General features: G+C 65.0%; 20 protein-coding genes. 13 read left to right on the top strand and 7 right to left on the bottom strand.

Translation table 11 applies throughout. From position 1 onward, the window contains the following. The first annotated feature begins 57 nt into the window (after nucleotides 1–57). Nucleotides 58–258, top strand: a complete 201-nt coding sequence (locus tag DFO58_RS11465; RefSeq protein WP_047120064.1) for a helix-turn-helix domain-containing protein — start codon at nucleotides 58–60, stop codon at nucleotides 256–258. A 48-nt stretch (nucleotides 259–306) separates the two neighbouring features. Here the strand turns inward: DFO58_RS11465 and DFO58_RS11460 are convergent, their stop codons facing one another. After that, the gene (locus tag DFO58_RS11460) at nucleotides 307–1,095 is read right to left on the bottom strand and encodes a MerR family transcriptional regulator (RefSeq protein ID WP_047120063.1); all 789 of its coding nucleotides are present in this window, start codon (nucleotides 1,093–1,095) and stop codon (nucleotides 307–309) included. A 475-nt stretch (nucleotides 1,096–1,570) separates the two neighbouring features. Between DFO58_RS11460 and DFO58_RS11455 the strand changes: the two genes are divergently transcribed. The 7 genes from DFO58_RS11455 to DFO58_RS11425 all read left to right on the top strand — a co-directional run bounded on the left by DFO58_RS11455 (nucleotide 1,571) and on the right by DFO58_RS11425 (nucleotide 9,078). Beyond that, complete coding sequence (locus tag DFO58_RS11455; RefSeq protein ID WP_120990924.1) at nucleotides 1,571–2,401, top strand: hypothetical protein; 831 nt, start codon at nucleotides 1,571–1,573, stop codon at nucleotides 2,399–2,401. 57 nt (nucleotides 2,402–2,458) lie between these two features. Then, complete coding sequence (locus tag DFO58_RS11450) at nucleotides 2,459–2,809, top strand: cupin domain-containing protein (protein WP_120990922.1); 351 nt, start codon at nucleotides 2,459–2,461, stop codon at nucleotides 2,807–2,809. Between the two features lie 62 nt (nucleotides 2,810–2,871). Next, nucleotides 2,872–3,528, top strand: coding sequence for an aminoacyl-tRNA hydrolase (locus DFO58_RS11445; protein WP_120990920.1), 657 nt, complete (start codon nucleotides 2,872–2,874; stop codon nucleotides 3,526–3,528). A 140-nt stretch (nucleotides 3,529–3,668) separates the two neighbouring features. Beyond that, the gene (locus tag DFO58_RS11440) at nucleotides 3,669–6,233 is read left to right on the top strand and encodes an SH3 domain-containing protein (protein WP_120990918.1); all 2,565 of its coding nucleotides are present in this window, start codon (nucleotides 3,669–3,671) and stop codon (nucleotides 6,231–6,233) included. A gap of 264 nt (nucleotides 6,234–6,497) precedes the next feature. Further along, nucleotides 6,498–7,454: a metal ABC transporter substrate-binding protein gene (locus DFO58_RS11435; RefSeq protein WP_231735899.1), complete on the top strand. Its 957-nt coding sequence runs from the start codon at nucleotides 6,498–6,500 to the stop codon at nucleotides 7,452–7,454. Then, entirely contained in the window at nucleotides 7,451–8,206 is a 756-nt protein-coding gene (locus DFO58_RS11430; RefSeq protein WP_047120059.1) for a metal ABC transporter ATP-binding protein, read from the top strand. Before DFO58_RS11435 ends, DFO58_RS11430 begins: the two co-directional genes overlap by 4 nt. Beyond that, entirely contained in the window at nucleotides 8,203–9,078 is an 876-nt protein-coding gene (locus tag DFO58_RS11425; protein ID WP_120990916.1) for a metal ABC transporter permease, read from the top strand. The genes DFO58_RS11430 and DFO58_RS11425 overlap by 4 nt, the downstream gene beginning before the upstream one ends. 110 nt (nucleotides 9,079–9,188) lie before the next feature. Here the strand turns inward: DFO58_RS11425 and phnE are convergent, their stop codons facing one another. From phnE to DFO58_RS11405, 4 genes are read right to left on the bottom strand one after another with little or no spacing between them, the layout of a single operon-like run. Then, nucleotides 9,189–10,064, bottom strand: coding sequence for a phosphonate ABC transporter, permease protein PhnE (gene phnE, locus DFO58_RS11420; protein WP_082344831.1), 876 nt, complete (start codon nucleotides 10,062–10,064; stop codon nucleotides 9,189–9,191). Beyond that, on the bottom strand, nucleotides 10,061–10,822 hold the full coding sequence (locus DFO58_RS11415) for a phosphonate ABC transporter ATP-binding protein (RefSeq protein ID WP_047120057.1): 762 nt from the start codon (nucleotides 10,820–10,822) through the stop codon (nucleotides 10,061–10,063). Before DFO58_RS11415 ends, phnE begins: the two co-directional genes overlap by 4 nt. After that, nucleotides 10,823–11,752, bottom strand: a complete 930-nt coding sequence (locus DFO58_RS11410; protein ID WP_120990914.1) for a phosphate/phosphite/phosphonate ABC transporter substrate-binding protein — start codon at nucleotides 11,750–11,752, stop codon at nucleotides 10,823–10,825. Nucleotides 11,753–11,798: 46 nt separating this feature from the next. Beyond that, entirely contained in the window at nucleotides 11,799–12,995 is a 1,197-nt protein-coding gene (locus tag DFO58_RS11405; RefSeq protein ID WP_120991394.1) for a TIGR03364 family FAD-dependent oxidoreductase, read from the bottom strand. Between the two features lie 168 nt (nucleotides 12,996–13,163). Here DFO58_RS11405 and DFO58_RS11400 point away from each other — a divergent pair, with 168 nt between their 5' ends. Continuing rightward, nucleotides 13,164–13,934, top strand: a complete 771-nt coding sequence (locus DFO58_RS11400; protein WP_047120906.1) for a GntR family transcriptional regulator — start codon at nucleotides 13,164–13,166, stop codon at nucleotides 13,932–13,934. Between the two features lie 21 nt (nucleotides 13,935–13,955). Next, nucleotides 13,956–14,645 carry a phosphonatase-like hydrolase gene (locus DFO58_RS11395; RefSeq protein ID WP_120990911.1) on the top strand — a complete coding sequence of 230 codons (690 nt, stop codon included), beginning with the start codon at nucleotides 13,956–13,958 and terminating at the stop codon, nucleotides 14,643–14,645. Between the two features lie 61 nt (nucleotides 14,646–14,706). On the opposite strand, the gene DFO58_RS11390 is transcribed toward DFO58_RS11395, so the two are convergent. Further along, nucleotides 14,707–15,390: a metal-dependent transcriptional regulator gene (locus DFO58_RS11390; RefSeq protein ID WP_047120905.1), complete on the bottom strand. Its 684-nt coding sequence runs from the start codon at nucleotides 15,388–15,390 to the stop codon at nucleotides 14,707–14,709. A 188-nt stretch (nucleotides 15,391–15,578) separates the two neighbouring features. On the opposite strand from DFO58_RS11390, the gene DFO58_RS11385 reads away from it, so the two are divergent. Then, a complete protein-coding gene (locus DFO58_RS11385; protein ID WP_047120054.1) occupies nucleotides 15,579–16,475 on the top strand; it encodes a ribokinase in 897 nt (298 codons plus the stop codon). A 68-nt stretch (nucleotides 16,476–16,543) separates the two neighbouring features. After that, the gene (locus DFO58_RS11380; protein WP_120990909.1) at nucleotides 16,544–17,389 is read left to right on the top strand and encodes an oxygenase MpaB family protein; all 846 of its coding nucleotides are present in this window, start codon (nucleotides 16,544–16,546) and stop codon (nucleotides 17,387–17,389) included. Here the strand turns inward: DFO58_RS11380 and DFO58_RS11375 are convergent. Further along, a complete protein-coding gene (locus tag DFO58_RS11375; protein ID WP_047120053.1) occupies nucleotides 17,374–17,865 on the bottom strand; it encodes a DUF6328 family protein in 492 nt (163 codons plus the stop codon). The genes DFO58_RS11380 and DFO58_RS11375 overlap by 16 nt on opposite strands. Before the next feature lie 306 nt (nucleotides 17,866–18,171). Here DFO58_RS11375 and DFO58_RS11370 point away from each other — a divergent pair, with 306 nt between their 5' ends. Beyond that, nucleotides 18,172–18,567, top strand: coding sequence for a hypothetical protein (locus tag DFO58_RS11370; RefSeq protein ID WP_120990907.1), 396 nt, complete (start codon nucleotides 18,172–18,174; stop codon nucleotides 18,565–18,567). The last annotated feature ends 34 nt before the right edge of the window (nucleotides 18,568–18,601 follow it).

Below are 18,601 nucleotides of genomic sequence, written 5' to 3'. Positions count from 1 at the left end.
ATGCACAGGTTGCGTCGAATCAGATCTAACTTCAGCAAATGACAGTAATCTGATGCCATGAGGTTCTTGCGATTAGAAGACGTTGCCGAGGAGCTGAACGTCAAGCTTCCGCAGATCCGCGCGTTGATCAAGAGTGGAGAGCTGCCAGCCATCCAAATCGGAGGCAGGGGAGTGTGGCGCGTGGAACGCGAAAAGCTGGAGGAATACATCCAGACTCGCTATGCCCAAGCGCGCGAGGAAATCGAGAGGGAATCATAGCGGGCGCTCCGGCAGAGTCTTCGAGACGTATGCCGAAGCACCTGATTGCTAGTGCTCCTCTTCATTCATGAACGAATGCAGGGCATCGCGGACGAACGGTGCGTGCCCCTGATAGTTCTTGGCGAAGCGTTCATCAGCGACGTACATGTCGGCAAGTCCCAGCACGTACGCGCGCAACTGCGCCGGGTCGCCGGAAGCGGCCGGGGTGCCCGGTATGGACGCCAGCCACTGCACGTGCCGGGAAGCCAGCAGGCGTGCGGCGTCGCTGTCGGCGGAGATTCCGTCTTCGCCAGCCTGTACCCACGCGTGGTTCAGCTCCTTGACCTGTTCCATCATGTCGGCTCGCTCGGCGCCGCTCTTCGAGCGCCACCATTGATCGGAACGCTCGTAGGCTTCCGAGCCCCACCGGGCGACGACTTCTTCCTTGTATTGCTCGTTGAACCCTTCGAAGGCGGAATCGAGATTCACTGTTTCCCCTTTCGATAGTGCGCTAATGCTGTGGCGCAGGGCCTTGATCTGACGGTCTATGTTTTCCCGCTGCCGATCCAGGTCTTTGACATGGATTTCCAGCGCCTGGATCTGTTCCGTTTTGGAATCGAGCACCTCGGAGATGGTGTCCAGCCGCAGGCCCAATTGGCGCAGCAGCAGGATCCGTTGCAAGCGGACCAGCTCGTGCTGGCCATAATGCCGGTAGCCGTTGTCAGCCACGAATGCCGGACGAAGCAGGCCGATGTGGTCGTAGTGCCGCAAGGTTCTGCTGGTCACCCCGGTCGACTTGGCTACCTCGGAGATGCTGTAACTCGTGTCCGGGTGTTTCTCTCGGCGAATCTTATCCATATGGAAACGCTATAGGTTGACGTTGCGTCAAGGTCAACACCGTTCGGAACGCCCCTTCCGGGAGGGTTTTCGAGCAGTGCCGGCAAAGTGACGGATCGACGCAAACGAGATGGGCCGAGATTGATCATATTGATCAACCATGATGATGCGTATTGCACACCCTGACTGGTCTGTAGTTGAATAAACGTAGTTGAAGTCGTCAAGAGCTACCGCCGAGAACGACTTTCACCGGCACGTTCCAGACCAAAGTCATCTGTAACGTTGTCGTGCGCTTCGACCACCCGTATCGAACCATGGTGAATAGAATTCGCGAGCGGCTCGCAGGTATTCCACCCTTGAGGGAATGCCTCCGAGCCGCTCGTTTGTCTTGCCATTCCTGCTCCGGGGCTCGCGAAACGCTGGCCTGAAGCCGTACAGGTTGCCCTGAGCTCTGGAAGAATGAGTCCAGAGGAACACTTGGGGACTCGAAGGAGCAATGTTGAGATCAACCGCAGGCGTCTGGCAAAGCTGGTGGATGCAGCTGGTGGCCGGGCTGCTGATCGTGGCGTTCGCCGTCCTTCCGTGGCTGTGGATCGGCTACGAAGACCAAGCAATTCTTCCCTACAATTCGAACGACGCACTCGGATTGCTGCTCGTCTTCTCCATGGCGACCCTGCTCAGCGCATTCTTCGCCCGTAGGGTTGGGCACGGCGGTACTAAATTCGCCGTGGTGACCGATGTCGGCGTGGTGCTCGGGTTTATCGCGCTGGCGTTCCAAGCGACGTACGTGCTCGAACCGGGACTATTCGACGGGGAGATCTCTGCGGACTCGGTGCGCCACCTGTATTTCCTTGGCACCCTGTTTGCCGTGTTCCAAGCGCTGTACTACCTGATCGTCAAGCTCAAGCTCATTGGAGCGGCCCCGCTGGTTGCGCTGATCGCCGTGGGCGTCAGCTACTGGCTGCAGGTCGTGGCTTCCCTGGTTTCCGGAGCGCAGTCCTACGCGCAATATCTCTGGTATGCCGGGCCGGTAGTCCTCGGCCTGGTGCTGGGAGTCCTGGGGTTCCTGAAGGCCGCCAATTTGCTGATCTGGATTCTCTCGCTCGTGATCCAGTGGATCACGCCCGCGCTGTTCGAGAGTGTCGCCGCGGTCGGCCAAGGCGCGGAGCGCGGTGTCGGGAGCATTCTCGGCGCGCTCGTGAGCGGCACTTCCGATGCCCTAGTTAAGCAAGAATGGCAGATCCCTGTTCTGGTCAGCCTCGCTACTGCCATGCTGACGAGCGTCGTCTTGCTGATTGTCCACAAGGTCAGGGGACGAAGGTACTAGCCGATCTCGTCGGATGATTATCTCCCTGCGCACCATGAATTACGGAAGGAACTAGCCATGAGCCAGAATACGTCGGATGCGAGCGATTCGGTGCTGATCGCCCGGACAATCCAGGACTATGCCGAACGGAATCCGATCAAGCCCGGCAAGTACGCCGCCAAGCGCATTTTCGCGGGGGAGAAGGCCCAGATCACCGAAATCGCCTTCGATGCAGGGGTGGAGCTTCCGGACCACATGGCGCGCACACCGATCATCGTCCAGGTGATCAGCGGCGAAGTTGATTTCACCGTTGGCGGCGCAACCTCCACGTTGGGCATCGGAGGCTCCATTTTCGTTGAAGCCAACGTCCTGAATGCGGTCTACGCCGCGCAGCAGGCGCGCATTACGGTCACGTTCCTGAGCAGCTAGGGTCGGGGACCCTGCAACCGGTGACGGTGAGAGGCCCCGCGCGCTTTGAATAGAATGATTCCATGAGTGAGTTGCGCGAACGCGATCCGGATGAACTGGTCCAAGCGATCATCCTGCGGATCGACAAGGAAGATCCGTCCACCGAGGACGAGGGCCTCTCAGCAGTTGCCCGCGCAGCTGTCATCGCCTACCTCCGCTCGCCGCATGAACCTGAATGGCAGACCTGGTCGGAGCAGGCATTTGCCAAATCGGTGCGGCGCGCCAATCCCAAGATGTTCTCCAAGGTGCTGGAGGTGTTCCCCGAAGCGATGGTGAGCCAGGTCGGCAAGGCCCAAGCCGTGGGCCTGCCGCCGCTGCCGGCGAACGACCTGCCGAAACTCATCGCCAAACTACAGGTGTCCGGCACGCAACTGCCCAAGAGCAACGAGGTGCTGGTCGCGGAGGTCAATATCGGCATCAGAAAATCACTGCAGATGTCCACCGGCAAGGCTGCGGCGCAGAGCGCGCACGCGCTGTTCGCCTGGCTGACCGAGGAAAAAGGCGAGCGCATCGAACGCTGGTTGTCCGCCCATGCGCCGGTCGGGATCCAGCACCTGTCCGATGAAGACTTCGAGCGGCTCCGCGCACAGGCCGCGGGACCGGTGATCCAGGATGCAGGGCGAACGGAAATCGAGCCCGGTTCGGAAACCGCGTTTGTATACATCAAAACAACTAAGTGAATTTCGAGTGTGCAAATACTGTATTTTCTCTGGGTATGTCATTCTAGGAGTGGCAGCCGTAACTGGAGGACTACCGACGGGCAGCTGTCGTCCAGTTTCCGACCTCACCGATCAGTGAGGATCTGACCGAAAGAACCCAGATGCCCCGTCGCACTCGCGCGCTAGGCCTTGCCTTGGCGCTGTCACTATGCCTGAGCCCCGTGATCCCGGCCGCTGCCGCGCCGAGCATCGCTCCCGCCCAGGAAGTAGCACTTGCCGCCGCGGTCAAAACCGTCAGCAAGAAAACAATCCAGAACCTGAACCTGCGGCAGAGCGCCAGCGCTTCGTCCAAATCGCTGCTGGTGATTCCCAAGAACGCCACTGTTAAGGTCAGCGCCACGAGCAACGGATGGTCGAAAACCAGCTACGGCAACAAAACCGGCTGGGTCTCGGCAAAGTTCCTCACCAACGTTCCAGCAGCTTCCACCTCGAAGACCAAGACCTACCGCTACCTGAGCTCCTACCAGGTGCTGCGGCAGAGCCCGTCGTCCAAGGCGAAGTCGCTCGGAGCGCTGCAGCGCCGGACCAAGGTCGAGCGCCTCGGCACCTCAGGCTCCTGGACCAAGATCAAGTCCGGCAGCAAGACCGGATTCGTCCCCACGAACCAGCTCAAGAGCAGTGCGCCGGCTGTTGCCTACCGCTGGGCCAAGACCAAGCAGCCGATCTACAAGAGCACCTCGACGAGCTCCGCCAAGGTCGCCACCCTCGCCGCCGGCGCAAAGGTCCAGTGGCTGCGCAACTACGGCAGCTGGAGCTCGGTGTCGGTCTCGGGTAAGACCGGATGGATCCAGAGCAAGCACCTGGGCGCCACCGCACCGCTGAAGGTGATTGGTTCGCGCTGGAGCATCGATACCACCGTTGTCCGCGCGACCCCGTCGTCCAAGGCGAAGTCGCTGGGAACCATCCCGGCTGGCCAGAAACTGAGTCTGTACTCGACCAGCGGCTCGTGGGCCAAGGTCAAGACCTCCAAGGGAATCGGTTGGGTGCCGGTCTCCGCGTTGGTGGCCACCGCCTACAAGCCGATCGCTAGCAAGTCCTACTGGGCCGGGGCGAATCTCGCCTTGAAGTCGGCGAACTCCTCTGGCAGCAAGAGTATGGGCAGCATCGCCAAGGGGCAGAAGGTCACCGCCATCGGCACCTCCAACGGCTGGACCCGGATCAAGTCCTCCAAGGGCACCGGCTGGGTGCCGTCGAAGAACCTGCTGGCCGAGGCCCCGGTGGTCGAAAAGGTCATCGGCTCGCGCTGGACCATCGACAAGACCGTCGTCCGCGCCACCGCCTCGACCAAGGCCAAGTCCCTGGGTACCGCCTACGCCGGCCAGAAGATGAGCCTGTATTCGACCAGCGGCTCGTGGTCGAAGGTCAAGACCGCCAAGGGCGCCGGATGGGTTCCCACCTCCTCGCTCGTCACCACGGCCTACACGCCGATCTCCAGCAAGTCCTACTGGGCCACCTCCGGCACCACGCTGCGCGCGTCGAACACCGGCAGCTCGAACTCGCTGGGCTCCCTGGCAAAGGGCCAGAAGGTCACCGCCATCGGCTCCGCCAACGGCTGGACCCGCGTCAATTCCTCTAAGGGGACCGGCTGGGTTCCGGCAAAACACCTGAGCTCCAAGGCCCCGGTCGTGGACAAGGTCATCGGCACCCGCTGGAGCATGGACGCAACGGCGGTGCGCACCACGGCCTCGTCCTCCGCGAAGTCGCTGGGCACCATACCTGCCGGCCAGAAGCTCAGCCTCTACGCAACCAGCGGCTCGTGGTCGAAGGTCAAGACCTCCAAGGGCACCGGATGGGTTCCAACCTCCACGCTGACGAACTCGGCCTACGCCGTGATCGCCAGCAAGCCGTACTGGGCCACCACCAACGTGAACCAGCGCGTCGGAAACTCGGTGAACACCAAGTCATTGGGTGTGCTGTCCACGAATGAAAAGGTCACCGCCCTGGGTTCGGCCAACGGCTGGATCCGCGTGAAGAGCCGGCTCGGAACCGGCTGGGTGTCGGGAGCCTACCTCTCGGCATCCAAGCCGAGCCTGCCGCTGCCATCGGACCCGCCAGCCACTCCCGACGCCAGCTACCGCTGGACCACCGCCAGCGTCAACCTGCGCACCGGTGCGGGCACCCAGTACGCGTCCAAGGGCGTCGTGGCGCTGGGCGAAAAGGTCACCTACCTGAAGACCTCGAACGGCTGGGCCAACGTGGTCACTAGTCTGGGCAGCGGATGGATCAAGGACGACTACCTGAGCACCAAGGCCACCGTTTCGGTGCAGCCCGACACCCAGAAGGTCATCAACGCGGTCAAGGACCGCTTCGCAGACAGCATCAGCGCCATCTATACGTTGCGCAGCGGCTCGATCGGGCACAGCAGCGGCAAGGCCGCCGATTTGATGATCCGCAACTACAAGACCGCCGCGGGTGTGGCCAACGGCGACAAGATCGCGCAGTTCCTGCTCGACAACCGCGACCAGCTGGGCGTCTCCTACCTGATCTGGCAGGACGAGATCTGGCTTCCAACCACCGGATGGACTGCCTACTCGACCTCCGGCAAGTACGGAAACCAGTTCACCGGCAACTGGAACGACACCACCCGCCACATGGACCACGTCCATGTCGAGGTCTACGGCAACGCCGCGAACAACAAGCCGCTGGACCTCAGCGCCCTGCGTTAGCGGGCCTCGCAGCCCGCACGCTGGGGATGGAACGTGAACAGGCCCCGGAACGACGCCGCTTCAGCCGCGCGTTCCGGGGCCTGTTTTTCTTCTCTGGCTCCCTTGCCCGGGTGGCCTCGGTTCGCGTGGAGGGTTGCCCGTCAGCGCAGTCGAATTGAATGTTTGACCCCTCAAACATTATCCTATGAGGGGGTGGAACGTGAGCCCCCTCTTTCGCGGCAACGAGGCCGTGCGAGCGCAGGGAAAAGGATTCGAGGGTTGTTGGTGAAAACTCACTCGCGCCGGCGGCGGGGCCAGGGCCTGCTGCGGCGCCTCGGGATTGTGCCGCTGATGCTGCTGTTTCTCGCGGGCTGCTCCGGCGGCACCGCCGCCGAACCGCAGCCAGTGGAGCCCGATGACCGACCGGTGGTCTTGACGACGTTCACGGTGCTGGCAGATATCGCGCAGAACGTGGCAGGGGAGCACCTGCGGGTGGAATCGGTGACCCGGCTGGGCGCCGAGATCCACGGCTACGAACCGACACCGGACGACCTGCGCCGGGCCTCGCGCGCTGACCTGATCCTTGACAACGGGCTGAACCTCGAAGCGTGGTTCGCGCAATTCGTGGCCGACAACCCCGCCCCGCACGTCACGGTCAGTGACGGCGTCGAGGTCATCGACATCGCGGACGAGGAAGGCTCGGGGAAACCGAACCCGCACGCCTGGATGAGTCCGCTGAACGTGCAGAAATACGCCGGGCGCATTGCCGAGGCGTTCAGCGAGCTGGACCCGGAACACGCCTCTGACTACCGCGCCAACGCCGCGCAGTACCAGAGCAAGCTCCAGGCTGTGCATGACGAGCTGGCCGCCTCGCTCGCGCAGATCCCCGAATCCCACCGGACCCTGGTGACCTGCGAAGGCGCCTTCAGCTATCTGGCCCGCGATGTCGGGCTGACGGAGAAGTACCTGTGGGCGGTCAATGCGGAATCGCAGGCCACTCCGCGCAAGGTGGCCGCGGCCATCGACGCCGTGCGCGAACGGCAGGTGCCAGCGGTGTTCTGCGAATCCACGGTGTCGGACGCCGCCATGCAGCGGGTGGTGGAGTCCACCGACGCCGTCTACGGCGGGACGCTCTACGTCGACTCGCTGTCGGCCGCCGACGGGCCCGTGCCGACCTACCTCGACTTGATCACCCACGACACCCGCACCATCGCCCGCGCATTGAAGGGAGAGTTGCCATGAGCAGCCAAGCGGAGCATCCATGGGCCATCGACGTCCAGAACGCCACCGTCCACTACGGCCCGGTCCAGGCGCTCGACCACGCCACCGTGCAGCTGGGACGGGGTATGGTCTGCGGGCTGGTGGGCATGAACGGCTCCGGCAAGTCCACGCTTTTCAAGACGATCATGGGCCAGATCAAGCCGGATACCGGCAGCGTCCAGATCAATGGACAGGATCCGCAGCAGGCACGGAAGAAGGGCATGATCGGCTACGTCCCGCAGAACGAGGCGGTGGACTGGGACTTTCCCATCTCCGTGCGGGAGGTGGTGATGACCGGCCGCTACGGGCACATGGGCTTCACCCGCCGTCCGCGCAAGGCCGACCAGCGGGCGGTCGACGAAGCGCTGGATCGCGTCGAGCTGACAGCCTACGCCGGGCGGCAGATCGGCCAGCTCTCCGGCGGGCAGAAGAAACGCGCGTTCGTGGCCCGCGGCATCGCCCAGGAAGCCAGCATCATGCTGCTTGACGAGCCGTTCGCCGGCGTGGACAAGCGCAGCGAGGCGACCATCACCAAGCTGCTGCGGGACGTCGCGGACGACGGCGGAACGGTGCTGGTCTCCACCCATGACCTGCACGCGCTGCCCCAGCTGGCCGACGAAGCCATCCTGCTGATGCGCAGGGTGCTCATGCACGGGGACCCCACCCGCGTGCTGCAACCCGAAAACCTGGCCATGGCCTTCGGTCTGGACCCGATGAAACGAGGCGGACAGTGAACCTGATTGAACTGCTGGTCGAACCGCTGACCTACACCTTCATGCTCCGCGCGTTGGCCGTCACGATCATCGCCGCGGTGCTGTGCGCCATCCTGTCCTGCTGGCTGGTGCTCATCGGCTGGTCGCTGATGGGCGACGCCGTCTCCCATGCGGTGCTCCCAGGCGTCGTGCTGGCCTACATCGTCGGGGCTCCCTTCGCGCTGGGCGCCCTGGTGTTCGGCTTCATCGCCGTCGCCCTGATCGGAGGAGTGCGCGATACCTCCAGGCTCAAGGAGGACGCCGCCATCGGCATCGTGTTCACCACGCTGTTCTCCTTCGGCCTGGTGCTGATCTCTGTGACGCCGAGCCAAGTGGATCTGAACCACATCATCTTCGGCAACCTGCTGGGCGTTTCAGCTGCGGACCTGTGGCAGGTGCTGATTATCGGTGCCATCACCTTCATGATCCTGCTCCTCAAGCGCAAGGACTTCACCCTCTATGCGTTCGACCCCACCCATGCGCACGCTCTGGGCATGAACCCGAAGCTCATGGGCGCAGTGCTGCTGGGCCTGCTGGCCATGACCTCGGTGGTGGCGCTGCAGGCAGTCGGGGTGATCCTGGTGGTCGCCATGCTCATCATCCCGGGTGCCACCGCGTACCTGCTCACCGACCGCTTCGGCACCATGCTGGTGATCGCTCCCGTGCTGGCCGCATCCGGCGGGGTGCTCGGCGTCTACGTGAGCTACTACCTGGACGCCTCCACCGGCGGCATGGTGGTGCTGGCGCAGGGTCTGATCTTTGTTGCGGTCTACCTCTTCAGCCCGCGCCAGGGCCTGGTCGCCTCGCGGCTGGCGATCCTGCGCCGGCGCAAGGCGCTGTCGACGGCCGGCTAGTTCGGCAAACGCACTGCGGGTGTCTATTCCCGCCCGGCACAATGCAGCACCGCCCCCGAACTCGTTCCAGTTCGGGGGCGGCGCTGCGTTGTTCCGGCAGGTGCCGACGGTTAGACGGCCAGCTTGCGGCGGATGAAACCGGAGGCCTGGTCGACCACGATGATCAGGATCAGCACGATGATGATGTGGGTCAGCATGGTGTCGAACTGGAAGGACTTGATGGCCTGGTTGATCAGCAGGCCGATGCCGCCGGCGCCGACGAGGCCCAGGACCAGCGAGGAGCGGACGTTGACGTCAAAGCGGTAGAGCAGCAGGCCGACGAACTGCGGGATGACCAGCGGCAGCGAGCCGTGGGTGATCTGCTGCAGGCGCGAGGCGCCCGCGGTGGCCAGCGCGTCCTGCGGGCCCTGGTCGGTTTCCTCCATGGACTCCGCCCAGAGCTTGCCCATCACGCCGGTGTTGTGGCAGATCAGCGCCAGCACGCCGGCGAACGGGCCCAGGCCCACGGCGGTCACGAAGATCAGCGCGAACACGATGTCCGGCACCGCGCGGAAGAAGGAGAGGATGGCGCGGGAGATCTGGTAGGCCACCGGGTGCGGGGAGGTGGTGCGCGAAGCCAGCACCGCCAGCAGCAGCGCGCTCGGGATGGACAGCGTGGTGCCCAGCAGGCCGATCCACAGGGTCACCAGCGTGGCGTCCAGGCCGGGCTTGATGACTTCTTCCCAGTCGAGGTTCGGCGGGAAGGCGTCGGAGACGAAGCGGGCCATGCCCTGCCAGCCGTCGACCAGCAGCGTCGGGTCGAAGTCGGTGCCGGCCACCGCGAGCAGGTGCAGCACCACGATCACGGCGGTGGCCGTGCCCCACAGCATGGCCTTGCGCCCGCGGTGCGGGTCGGCGGGAACTGGCAGCTTGGCCGGGGCCGGCGTGCGGACGGAAGCGGACTCCAAGGCGGTGTCCAGCGGGCGGGGAGGAGTCTGGATGCTCATGCCGCGTTCCTTTCGGGGGAGTAGAGGGTGTCGAGCACATTCTGGTTCAGGGAGGCGACCGGGCCGTCGAAGGTGATGCGCCCGTGCATCAGGCCGATCGCGCGGTCAGCGTGGCGCAGCGCCAAATCCGGCTGGTGCAGCACCGCGGCCACCGCCAGGTTCTCGTTGTGGGCCAGCTCGGCGAGCAGCTCCATGACGTGCTCGGCGGCGTTCGGATCCAGCGCGGAGACCGGCTCGTCGGCCAGCAGCACGCTGGCGCGCTGGCACAGGGCCCGGGCCACTGCAACGCGCTGCTGCTGTCCGCCGGAGAGGCGTCCCACGCGGTCCAGCGCACGGTCTGCCATGCCTACGCGTTCCAGGCAGCCCATGGCTTCCTCACGCAGTTCGCGGGAGAAGAACAGCGGGGAGACCGAGGCCAGCGAGTTGACGCGCGCCAGCGCTCCGGCGCAGACGTTGTCCAGCGCGGTGCGGCGCGGGACCAGATGGATCTTCTGGAAGACCATGGCGGCCTTGCTGCGGGCCAGCTGCAGCTGGCGTCCGCTGAACTCGGAGAGCTGGGCGCCCTCCAGCTCTATGCGCCCGGCATCCGGTTCGGCCAGCCCTGCCACGCATTTGAGCGTGGTTGACTTGCCCGAGCCGTTGGCGCCGAGGAAGGCAACCAGCTCGCCGCGCTTGACCTCGAAGTCCACGTCGTCCAGGACGCGGCGCCCGTTGTAGGACTTGGCCAGCGAGCTGACCTTCAGTGCTGCCTGTTCCATTTAGATGTCCTTCTCGGTCAGGCCCATTTCGGAGGCCAGGTCGAACAACGGCTTGTAGGTTTCCCTGGTGACTTCCAGCAGCGGTCCGGCCGGGTCCACGTCCAGGAACTCGCCGACCTGCTCGATGTCTTCCTTCGGTAGGTTCAGCAGGGCGTCCTTGACTGCCTTCTTCAGTTCCGGATCGGCGTCCGGGCGCACGGTGATCGGGTCGTTCGGGATCGGCTCGGAGGTCCAGACCTGGCGGAAGTCCTCCGGGTTGAAAGTGCCCTCGGCCTTGGCGGTGGCCAGCGTCTGGGTGTTGATCTGGGCCGCATCCATGGTCCCGTTGACCAGGGCCAGCAGCGCCTCGGGGTGGCCGCCGGCGTAGTTGATGTTCAGCTCGTCTTCCGGAATGCCCGCGGTCTTCAGCGCGTAGCGCGGTAGCACGTCGCCGGAGGTGGAACCGACCCCGCCCAGGGCCAGGTCCTTGCCGCGCAGGTCGTCCACGGTCTTAATGTCGGAGTCCTTCGGGACCCAGATGCCCGCGGTGTAGGTGCTCAGCTTGCCGTCGGCGGTGCCGAAGGAGACCATCGGCTCGGCGCCTGCCTGCTCGCTGGCGAACACGTAGCCGACCGGGCCGAACTGGCCCAGGTCCACCTTGCCGTTGCGCATGGCCAGGACTTCTGCGGAGTAGTCCTCCACAACCTGGACCTCGACCTCGCAGCCGAGTTCGCGTTCCATGGCGTCGGCCAGCACGCCGTAGGCCGGTTCCAGCTTGGCCGGATCCTCGAACGGCTCGATGCCGAACTTGATCGGGCCGTCGGCGCAGTAGGCCGGGGCGCCGGAGGCCTCGGTATTGGTGCTGCCGTTGGCCTCGGAGGCGCCGCAGGCGGTGGTGGCCAGCAGGCCGACGGCGACAACTGCCAGGGGAAGTGCGCGGGAAAGCTTCATGGGGATGCTCCTGTATAAGAAAAGTCTGTTGCGAGTGGGGTGGTGCTTAGCGGGCCGCGGCAGCCAGCGGCTGTCGGGCGGTGAGACGGTCGGTGACATTGCGGTCCGCCAGGCCGAAGGACAGGGTCATGCCCACGCCTGCGGTCACCGAGACCACGGTGACGCCGGGGACGACGTCCGCGATCAGCAGCGGGCCGACTTCGCTGGAGGCGTAGACGCCCTGCCAGCGCTCTTCGATTTCCAGTGGGGTGTTCAGGATCTTCTCGATGCTCTGCAGCAGTGAGGTCGAAGTGGTCTCCTTCAGGAACGGGGGTTGGGTCAGGTCGTAGGTGTGCGAGTCGCCCAGCAGCAGCGAGCCGTCCGGCCGCTGGGTGAACATGACGTTGGCTTCCACCTCCAGCAGGTGGGGCTGGTTCTCGCGGACTTCCGCGCGCAGCTTGGCGGCGGAGGGGACCTCGGTGAACGCCTCGTAGCGCAGCATCGAGGTGGCGGTCAGCACCGACGGGCCGAGGTCCAGCGGCTGGTCCGGGGTCGAACGTGCCATTTGCAGGGCGCAGCGGCGGACCTTGTGGTCTTCGGCCAGCTGCGGGAAGAGGTAGTCGACGTCATGGCCGACGCAGACGAACACCTGGTCCGCCTCGATGGGGCCGCGGCTGGTCTCGATGCGGGCGCGGCGGGCGGAGCCGGCGCCGAAGCCCAGTGCCGCGGTGTTCCACAGCACCGATCCGCGCTCCTGAGCATCCAGCCAGGCGGCCAGCTTCGCCACGGTGGTGCGCGGGTCGACGCGCAGGTCGTCGCGCAGCCGGGCGCCGCCGGCGATTCCCTCGGTGGTGTCTCGGCCGAGCACGCCGGCGACCTCGTCGGCGGAGAGCAGGGTGATCTGCCCGGACTCGCGCACCGCGGCCAGCTCGCTGAGCACCTGCAGCTCGGTGTAGGTCGCGGCCACCACGACGGCCCCGGCCTCGGCGGCCCAGAAGCCTGCGCGCCGGGAGTAGTCGAGCCACAGCGGACGGCCCGCCTGCGCGATGTCGTAGAGGTCGCCGGACTGCGCGGTGATGCAGGCGTGCCCGAAGTTGCGCACCGAAGCGCCGACGGAGCGGTGGTCGCGGTCGATGACGGTGACGGTGTAGCCGGCGTCCAGTGCGCGGGCTGCGTGGGCCAGGCCGATGATGCCTGCGCCGACCACCAGGACGTCGGTCTGGATCGGCTGGGAAGCGGTGGGGAGGGAAGTGTTTTCGTTCATCACGGAATTGATCATCCGTGGCCTGGCCGGGCGATTTCAAGCCAGATTGGCACTTGTTCAGACAAGTTTCCCGAGTGTTCAACTTGGTTAATTTACGTTAACCTAAGCTTCACCCCGAAGCCGGAAAAACCACTGATTTCACGCCGGATCCACTTGTATGATCAAGTGGTGATCCAGAAAAAGAACCAACCCAAGCACCAGGTGCTGGCCGCGGATCTGCGTGAGCGGATCGCCTGCGGGCAATGGCTGGAAGGGGACCCGATTCCCAGCGAGACGGAGCTGTGCGCCCTGGCGAACGCTTCACGGGGCACCGTGCGCCACGCCCTGGCTACGCTGCGTTCCGAAGGCTTGATCGCAGGCGGCCAGGGCAAGCCCCCGGTCGTTGCCCATGCGGTGCGCTCGCAGTCCTTCAGCACCTTCATGTCCTTCACCGAATGGGCGCATTCGGTGGGACGCGTTCCCGGCCAGCGCACGCTGGAACTGGCGCGCCGCCCCGCCGGGGACGAAGCGGCCGGGCAGCTGGGGCTCGCCCCGGGCACGATGATCGTCCAGGTGCTGCGCCTGCGCCTGCTGGACGGCACCCCGGCAATGATCGAACGCACCAGCTTCGCCCCCGACGCCGGACGGCTGCTTTTCGACTTCGACACGGATTCCGGGTCGATCTTCAACTACCTGCGCGGGCAGGGTGTGGACCTGAGCCGCGGCAAGCACATCATCGATGCGGTGGCCGCGGACGGCGAGGACAGCAGGCTGTTGGAAGTGCCTGCCGGTACGCCGCTGCTGCGCGAACGGCGCATCACCTCATCCGGGTCAGGCGAGGTCAAGGAATATTCCGATGACCGCTACCTGCCCCACCTTGCAAATTTCACCATAGAAAACACCAGCGAGGAACGCGCGGCATTCACCCGCGCGCCAAGCATGGCTTTCCAGAGCTTCTAACCCAACCCAAGGAGAAACACCGTGATTGAACTGATCGTTTGCGACATGGCCGGAACCACCATCGATGAGCACGCCGATGTCTACCGTGCGCTGGAGAACAGCGTGCGCGAAACCGGGGCGGAGGTCACTGCGCAGAACCTGCAGACCTGGATGGGCGCCGAGAAGCGCGAAGCCATCACCGCGTTGATCACCCTGGGCGGCGGCGTGCCCGAGAAGCAGCTGGTCGACGCCACCTTCGAGCGTTTCCGCGAGCTGCTGTTCTCCTACTACGAGCAGAATCCGCCGGTCGCGCTGCCGGGTGTTGTCGAAGCCTTCCGGAAGCTCTCCGCCCAGGGCGTCAAGATCGCCTTGACTACCGGGTTCTCCCGCGACGTCGCATCGGTGATCCTGCCGCAGCTGGGCTGGGACGCAGGCGAGGGCGAACTGCTGGACGCAGTGGTCACCGCGGACGAAGTGGCCGCCGGCCGTCCGGCACCGTACATGATCCACCGCGTGATGGAACTGACTGGAATCCGCGACGTGCGCAAGGTAATCGCCGCCGGCGACACCGTCAACGACCTGCAGGCAGCCAAGAACGCCGGCGTCATCGCCGTGGGCGTGCTGACCGGCGAGCTGGGGCGCGAGGACCTCGAGGTCCACGAGCACGATGTGATCCTGGACGGCGTGGCCCAGCTTCCGCAGTTCATCGCCCAGCTGGAGGTCAAGGCCTAGACTTCGCCAGCCGGAGCGCGGCGGCCGGGGAACCATCTGCGGTTCCCCGGCCGCCGCTCCGCTAAGCTCGACCGATCACCGAGACCCAGACGGCGCTGGTGGCCCGCTGGCCCAGGCGCAGCGGGGCCCCGGTCTTGGGGGAGGCCACCTCGACGGTGTCGGAGAAGGCGTCTCCCGGCTGGATGGACAGCCGTGCGCCAACGGTGATCCCGTGGTCGGAGAAGTACTGCAGCAGCTGGGAATCGTCATCCGAGATCCGCTCGACCTGCACCTGCGAACCATCGGTGATTTCCGTGAGCGAGACCGCCTTCGGGATGCTGATCTGCCCTTCCGCGGTGGGGATGGGATCCCCGTGGGGGTCGCGGGATGGATGGCCGAGCAGCTCGTCGATCCGCGCGATCATGAAGTCGGAGACCGCGTGCTCCAGCTGTTCTGCCTCGTCGTGGACCTGGTCCCAGCGGTAGCCGAGCATCTGCACCAGGAAGGTCTCGATCAGGCGGTGCCTGCGCACCATGGTCACCGCGTAGTCGCGCCCCAGATCGGTGAGGTTCACCGCGCCGTAGGGGGCGTGGTCCAGCAGCCCCTGCTGGCGCAGCTTGGACAGGGCCCCGGAGACCGTCGAGAGCTTCATGCCCGCCTTGCCGGCGATGACGCTGGCGGTCACCGGCTCCTGGGACCACTCGGCCAGGCCGTAGATGATTTTGAGATAGTTCTGCGCGCTGTCCGAAAGCTGATTTACCGACACGCTTCCCATGATAGTCAACGCTCGGCCGTCACGGCCAAGATCCTAGGGCAGCCATTCGCGCGGTCCGGTTCGACACCGCCGCGGACCGGTCATAGGCTTGAGTGTCACATGCTGCATCCTGGCGGCGAATTTTTCTGGTGGCGGGGCCCACGACGGCCCCCGGGAACGGCTGAAAGAGCAAGGCAACCATGCAACATCCACAGGTCACGATCGTCGGTTCAAGCAATGTGGACATCACCGCGCTGATGGCTCGACTGCCCGGGCCGGGGGAAACGGTACTGGCGGATTCCTACCAGCTCACCCCCGGCGGCAAGGGAGCCAACCAGGCGCTCGCCGCCCGGCTGGCCGGCGCGACCACGGAATTCATCGGTGCCGTCGGCCGTGATGCCCATGCCGAGGTGGCGCTGAGCCAACTGGCAGAGGCCGGTGTGCTGCTGGACCGCGTGGCCCGCACGACCCACCCGACCGGGGTGGCCATCATCCAGGTCGACGCTGCCGCGGAGAACTCCATCGCTGTGGTGCCAGGGGCCAATGCCCAGGTCACCGGCGATGCCGTATCCTCCCTCGGCGAGCTGCGCGGAATCCTCGTGCTCCAGGGTGAAATCCCTGCCAGCGGCATCACCGCGGCCATGGATGCCGCCAGCGACCGCGTGGTGCTGAACCTTGCACCGGTCATCGAGCTGCCGCGCGAGTACCTGCTGGCCGCGGACCCGCTGGTAGTCAACGAGCACGAGGCGGCGCTGGTGCTGGCACTGCTTGACGGCACCAGCGAAGTAAGCACCGAGAGCGAACCGGTGATTGCCCGGAAACTGATCGACCACGGGGTCTCCTCCGTGGTGGTGACCCTCGGCGCCCAGGGGTGCCTGGTTGCGCAGGGACAAGGGATTGAGCAGCTTGCCGCAGTCAAGGCGGATGCGGTCGACACCACCGGAGCCGGAGATGCCTTCACCGGTGCGCTCGCCGCCAGGATTTCCCAAGGCGACGACCTGGTGAAAGCGGCCGAATTCGCTGGCAAGTTCGCCGCGCTGACGGTGCAAGCCCATGGCGCGCAGTCCTCATACCCGCGCAGCCTGGAGAACCTCTAGGCTTGGCACCGACGTGAAGCGGAGGGTGTTATCAGGACGCTGACAGGTGAGCCCCGTAGGCTCGAAGGGTGAATCCCCAACCCGAGCCGCAGCCGCTTCCTCGCGACCAGCTGGCCAAGGCCGCCCCCGAATCCGCGCTGCTGCTGGGCGCCGGCCGGGCGATCCTGCTGCAGCTGGCGCATCCGCAGATCGGCCGGGCCATCGCGGAGCATTCGGACTTCGCCTCCAACCCGCTCTCCCGGCTGCTGCACACCCTGGGCTACATCTACGCGCTGAGCAACGGTACCGCCGAGCAGCAGCGCACCATCATCGACTATGTGGATGAGGCGCACCGTCCCGTGCACGGGACGCGGGACAAAACCACCGGCGCGCCCGCCTACTCGGCGCTGGATCCGCGGCTGCAGCTGTGGGTTGCCGCCACGCTGTTCGACTCGGCTCGGGTGATCGGCGCGCAGGTCCTTCCCGCGTGGGATAAGAACGCGAGCGCGGAGTTGTACCTGCAGTACGCCCGGCTGGGTGATGCGCTGCAGATGCCCACCGACTTCTGGCCGCGCAGCGAAGCCCGGTTCAACGACTATTTCGCCGGGATCACGGCGGACCTCCAGGTGACGGAGCAGATCCGCACGCTGGCCGATGAGCTGTTTGCCGGTTCCCGCGCACCGTGGTGGATCAGGGTGGCGCTGCCGCTGATGCGCGACGTGACCATCGCGCAGCTGCCGCCCCCGGTGCGCGAGCAGTTCGGATACGAGCTGACCCGCAAGGTCGAGCTGCGCAACCGGATGATGGTGCGAGCCGCCTGGGCGGCCTCCCGCGTCCTCCCCAAGGCCATTCGGCACCTGCCCATGAAGCTCATGCTGCGCCATGTGGACCGCATGGCGGCCAGCATGAAGACTCGGTCTCAGCCCTCGTCGTAGGATTCCGGCATGCTGCCGCGGGGAGTGAGCAGCCGTGGCAGCAGTACCAGCAGGAACAATGTTGCGAGCATCAGGCCGCCCCCGACATACACCGAGACCGGCCATCCGACCAGCACCTGGATAACGAACCAGACGCTGCCCGCCACGAGCAGTCCGGCACTGATACCCACGACCTTGACCACGCGGTGGCCCAGCAGCACGGTCGTCGCTTTCAGGCGCTGGCCGAAGAGGTAGCGGTGGACCAGCACCGGCACCAGCATCAGCACGATCAGCAAGGCTGAGAACACGAGCAGTATGACGTAGAGGATTTCCTCCACATCGGTGAGCATGGTGAATCGCGCCTGGAACGGCAGGATCACCAGGAACGCGGCCAGAATCTGGACCCCGGTCTGCATGACGCGGGTTTCTTGGAGGATTTCGTTCCATTGGCGATGCGGAGCCTCGGGGGAGTCATCCGGATGGACGTTATTGGACATTGCTTCTCCTTCTCTCGCACCCGAGCATTTTGAGATCGGCCACCTAGCGTTTGATTCTACTCAGCGACTGTTGGCCGCGGCGGGATCCGCACCGCAGGCTTCGGAATTAAGATCGTTGCCTGCGGCAGGAAGTTCCAAAGAATAGAACATATGTACTAATAAATAGAGTACAGTCTAGATATGTTCGAATTGCTTCGCGGAGTGCTGGGGAAGGGATTCGGCGCGGACGGGCTGGCGGAAAGCCCGGCAGGCTGCGGAATCCACCGGGCCTGGATCTGAGCAGAGCCGAAGGGAGCTGGGAGCCTCATGAGCGCAGCAGGCAATGAGACCGGATTCAACGATGTGGGCGGCGGCCCGCCCGGAGATTCCTCGTGGGTGTGGGCCATGCCGGCCACCGGCATGAGCTGGTGCGAGTGCGGCGAGGGGCACGAGCTGAACCGGGAAATCATCTGGAGCATCTCGCGCCAGCTGGGCTTGGAGCGCCGCCGCGAGCTGAGCTACGCGGAGCTCTTCGAGCTGGCCATGGAAGTCTGGCGCTACGACGAGGTGTGCAGCTTCTTCAGGATGGCCGTCGATGATGCCATCGACCGCGTGTACGGCCGGCATGCCAGGAGGTATCCGATGGTCAGCGCCCTGGACATCATCGGCTACTTCTCCAAGCGCTGGCAGGGTTGCCCCGAATTCGACTGCGACGGTTCGTAGGCTCCCTGAATGCGCAGCAGGCCGCCGGCTGATG

The organism is Arthrobacter sp. AG1021 (assembly GCF_003633665.1).
Lineage (GTDB): Bacteria > Actinomycetota > Actinomycetes > Actinomycetales > Micrococcaceae > Glutamicibacter > Glutamicibacter soli.
This window is presented reverse-complemented; position numbering and strand designations above follow the sequence as displayed.

What these genes read in the sequence shown, in the direction of transcription:
- DFO58_RS11370 (WP_120990907.1), top strand. Translation starts at nt 18,172, where the DNA reads ATGAGCGCAGCAGGCAATGAGACCGGATTCAACGATGTGGGCGGCGGC.
- phnE (WP_082344831.1), bottom strand. Translation starts at nt 10,064, where the DNA reads ATGAGCATCCAGACTCCTCCCCGCCCGCTGGACACCGCCTTGGAGTCC.
- DFO58_RS11375 (WP_047120053.1), bottom strand. Translation starts at nt 17,865, where the DNA reads ATGTCCAATAACGTCCATCCGGATGACTCCCCCGAGGCTCCGCATCGC.
- DFO58_RS11405 (WP_120991394.1), bottom strand. Translation starts at nt 12,995, where the DNA reads ATGAACGAAAACACTTCCCTCCCCACCGCTTCCCAGCCGATCCAGACC.
- DFO58_RS11455 (WP_120990924.1), top strand. Translation starts at nt 1,571, where the DNA reads ATGTTGAGATCAACCGCAGGCGTCTGGCAAAGCTGGTGGATGCAGCTG.
- DFO58_RS11450 (WP_120990922.1), top strand. Translation starts at nt 2,459, where the DNA reads ATGAGCCAGAATACGTCGGATGCGAGCGATTCGGTGCTGATCGCCCGG.
- DFO58_RS11410 (WP_120990914.1), bottom strand. Translation starts at nt 11,752, where the DNA reads ATGAAGCTTTCCCGCGCACTTCCCCTGGCAGTTGTCGCCGTCGGCCTG.
- DFO58_RS11385 (WP_047120054.1), top strand. Translation starts at nt 15,579, where the DNA reads ATGCAACATCCACAGGTCACGATCGTCGGTTCAAGCAATGTGGACATC.
- DFO58_RS11460 (WP_047120063.1), bottom strand. Translation starts at nt 1,095, where the DNA reads ATGGATAAGATTCGCCGAGAGAAACACCCGGACACGAGTTACAGCATC.
- DFO58_RS11415 (WP_047120057.1), bottom strand. Translation starts at nt 10,822, where the DNA reads ATGGAACAGGCAGCACTGAAGGTCAGCTCGCTGGCCAAGTCCTACAAC.
- DFO58_RS11465 (WP_047120064.1), top strand. Translation starts at nt 58, where the DNA reads ATGAGGTTCTTGCGATTAGAAGACGTTGCCGAGGAGCTGAACGTCAAG.
- DFO58_RS11430 (WP_047120059.1), top strand. Translation starts at nt 7,451, where the DNA reads ATGAGCAGCCAAGCGGAGCATCCATGGGCCATCGACGTCCAGAACGCC.
- DFO58_RS11445 (WP_120990920.1), top strand. Translation starts at nt 2,872, where the DNA reads ATGAGTGAGTTGCGCGAACGCGATCCGGATGAACTGGTCCAAGCGATC.
- DFO58_RS11440 (WP_120990918.1), top strand. Translation starts at nt 3,669, where the DNA reads ATGCCCCGTCGCACTCGCGCGCTAGGCCTTGCCTTGGCGCTGTCACTA.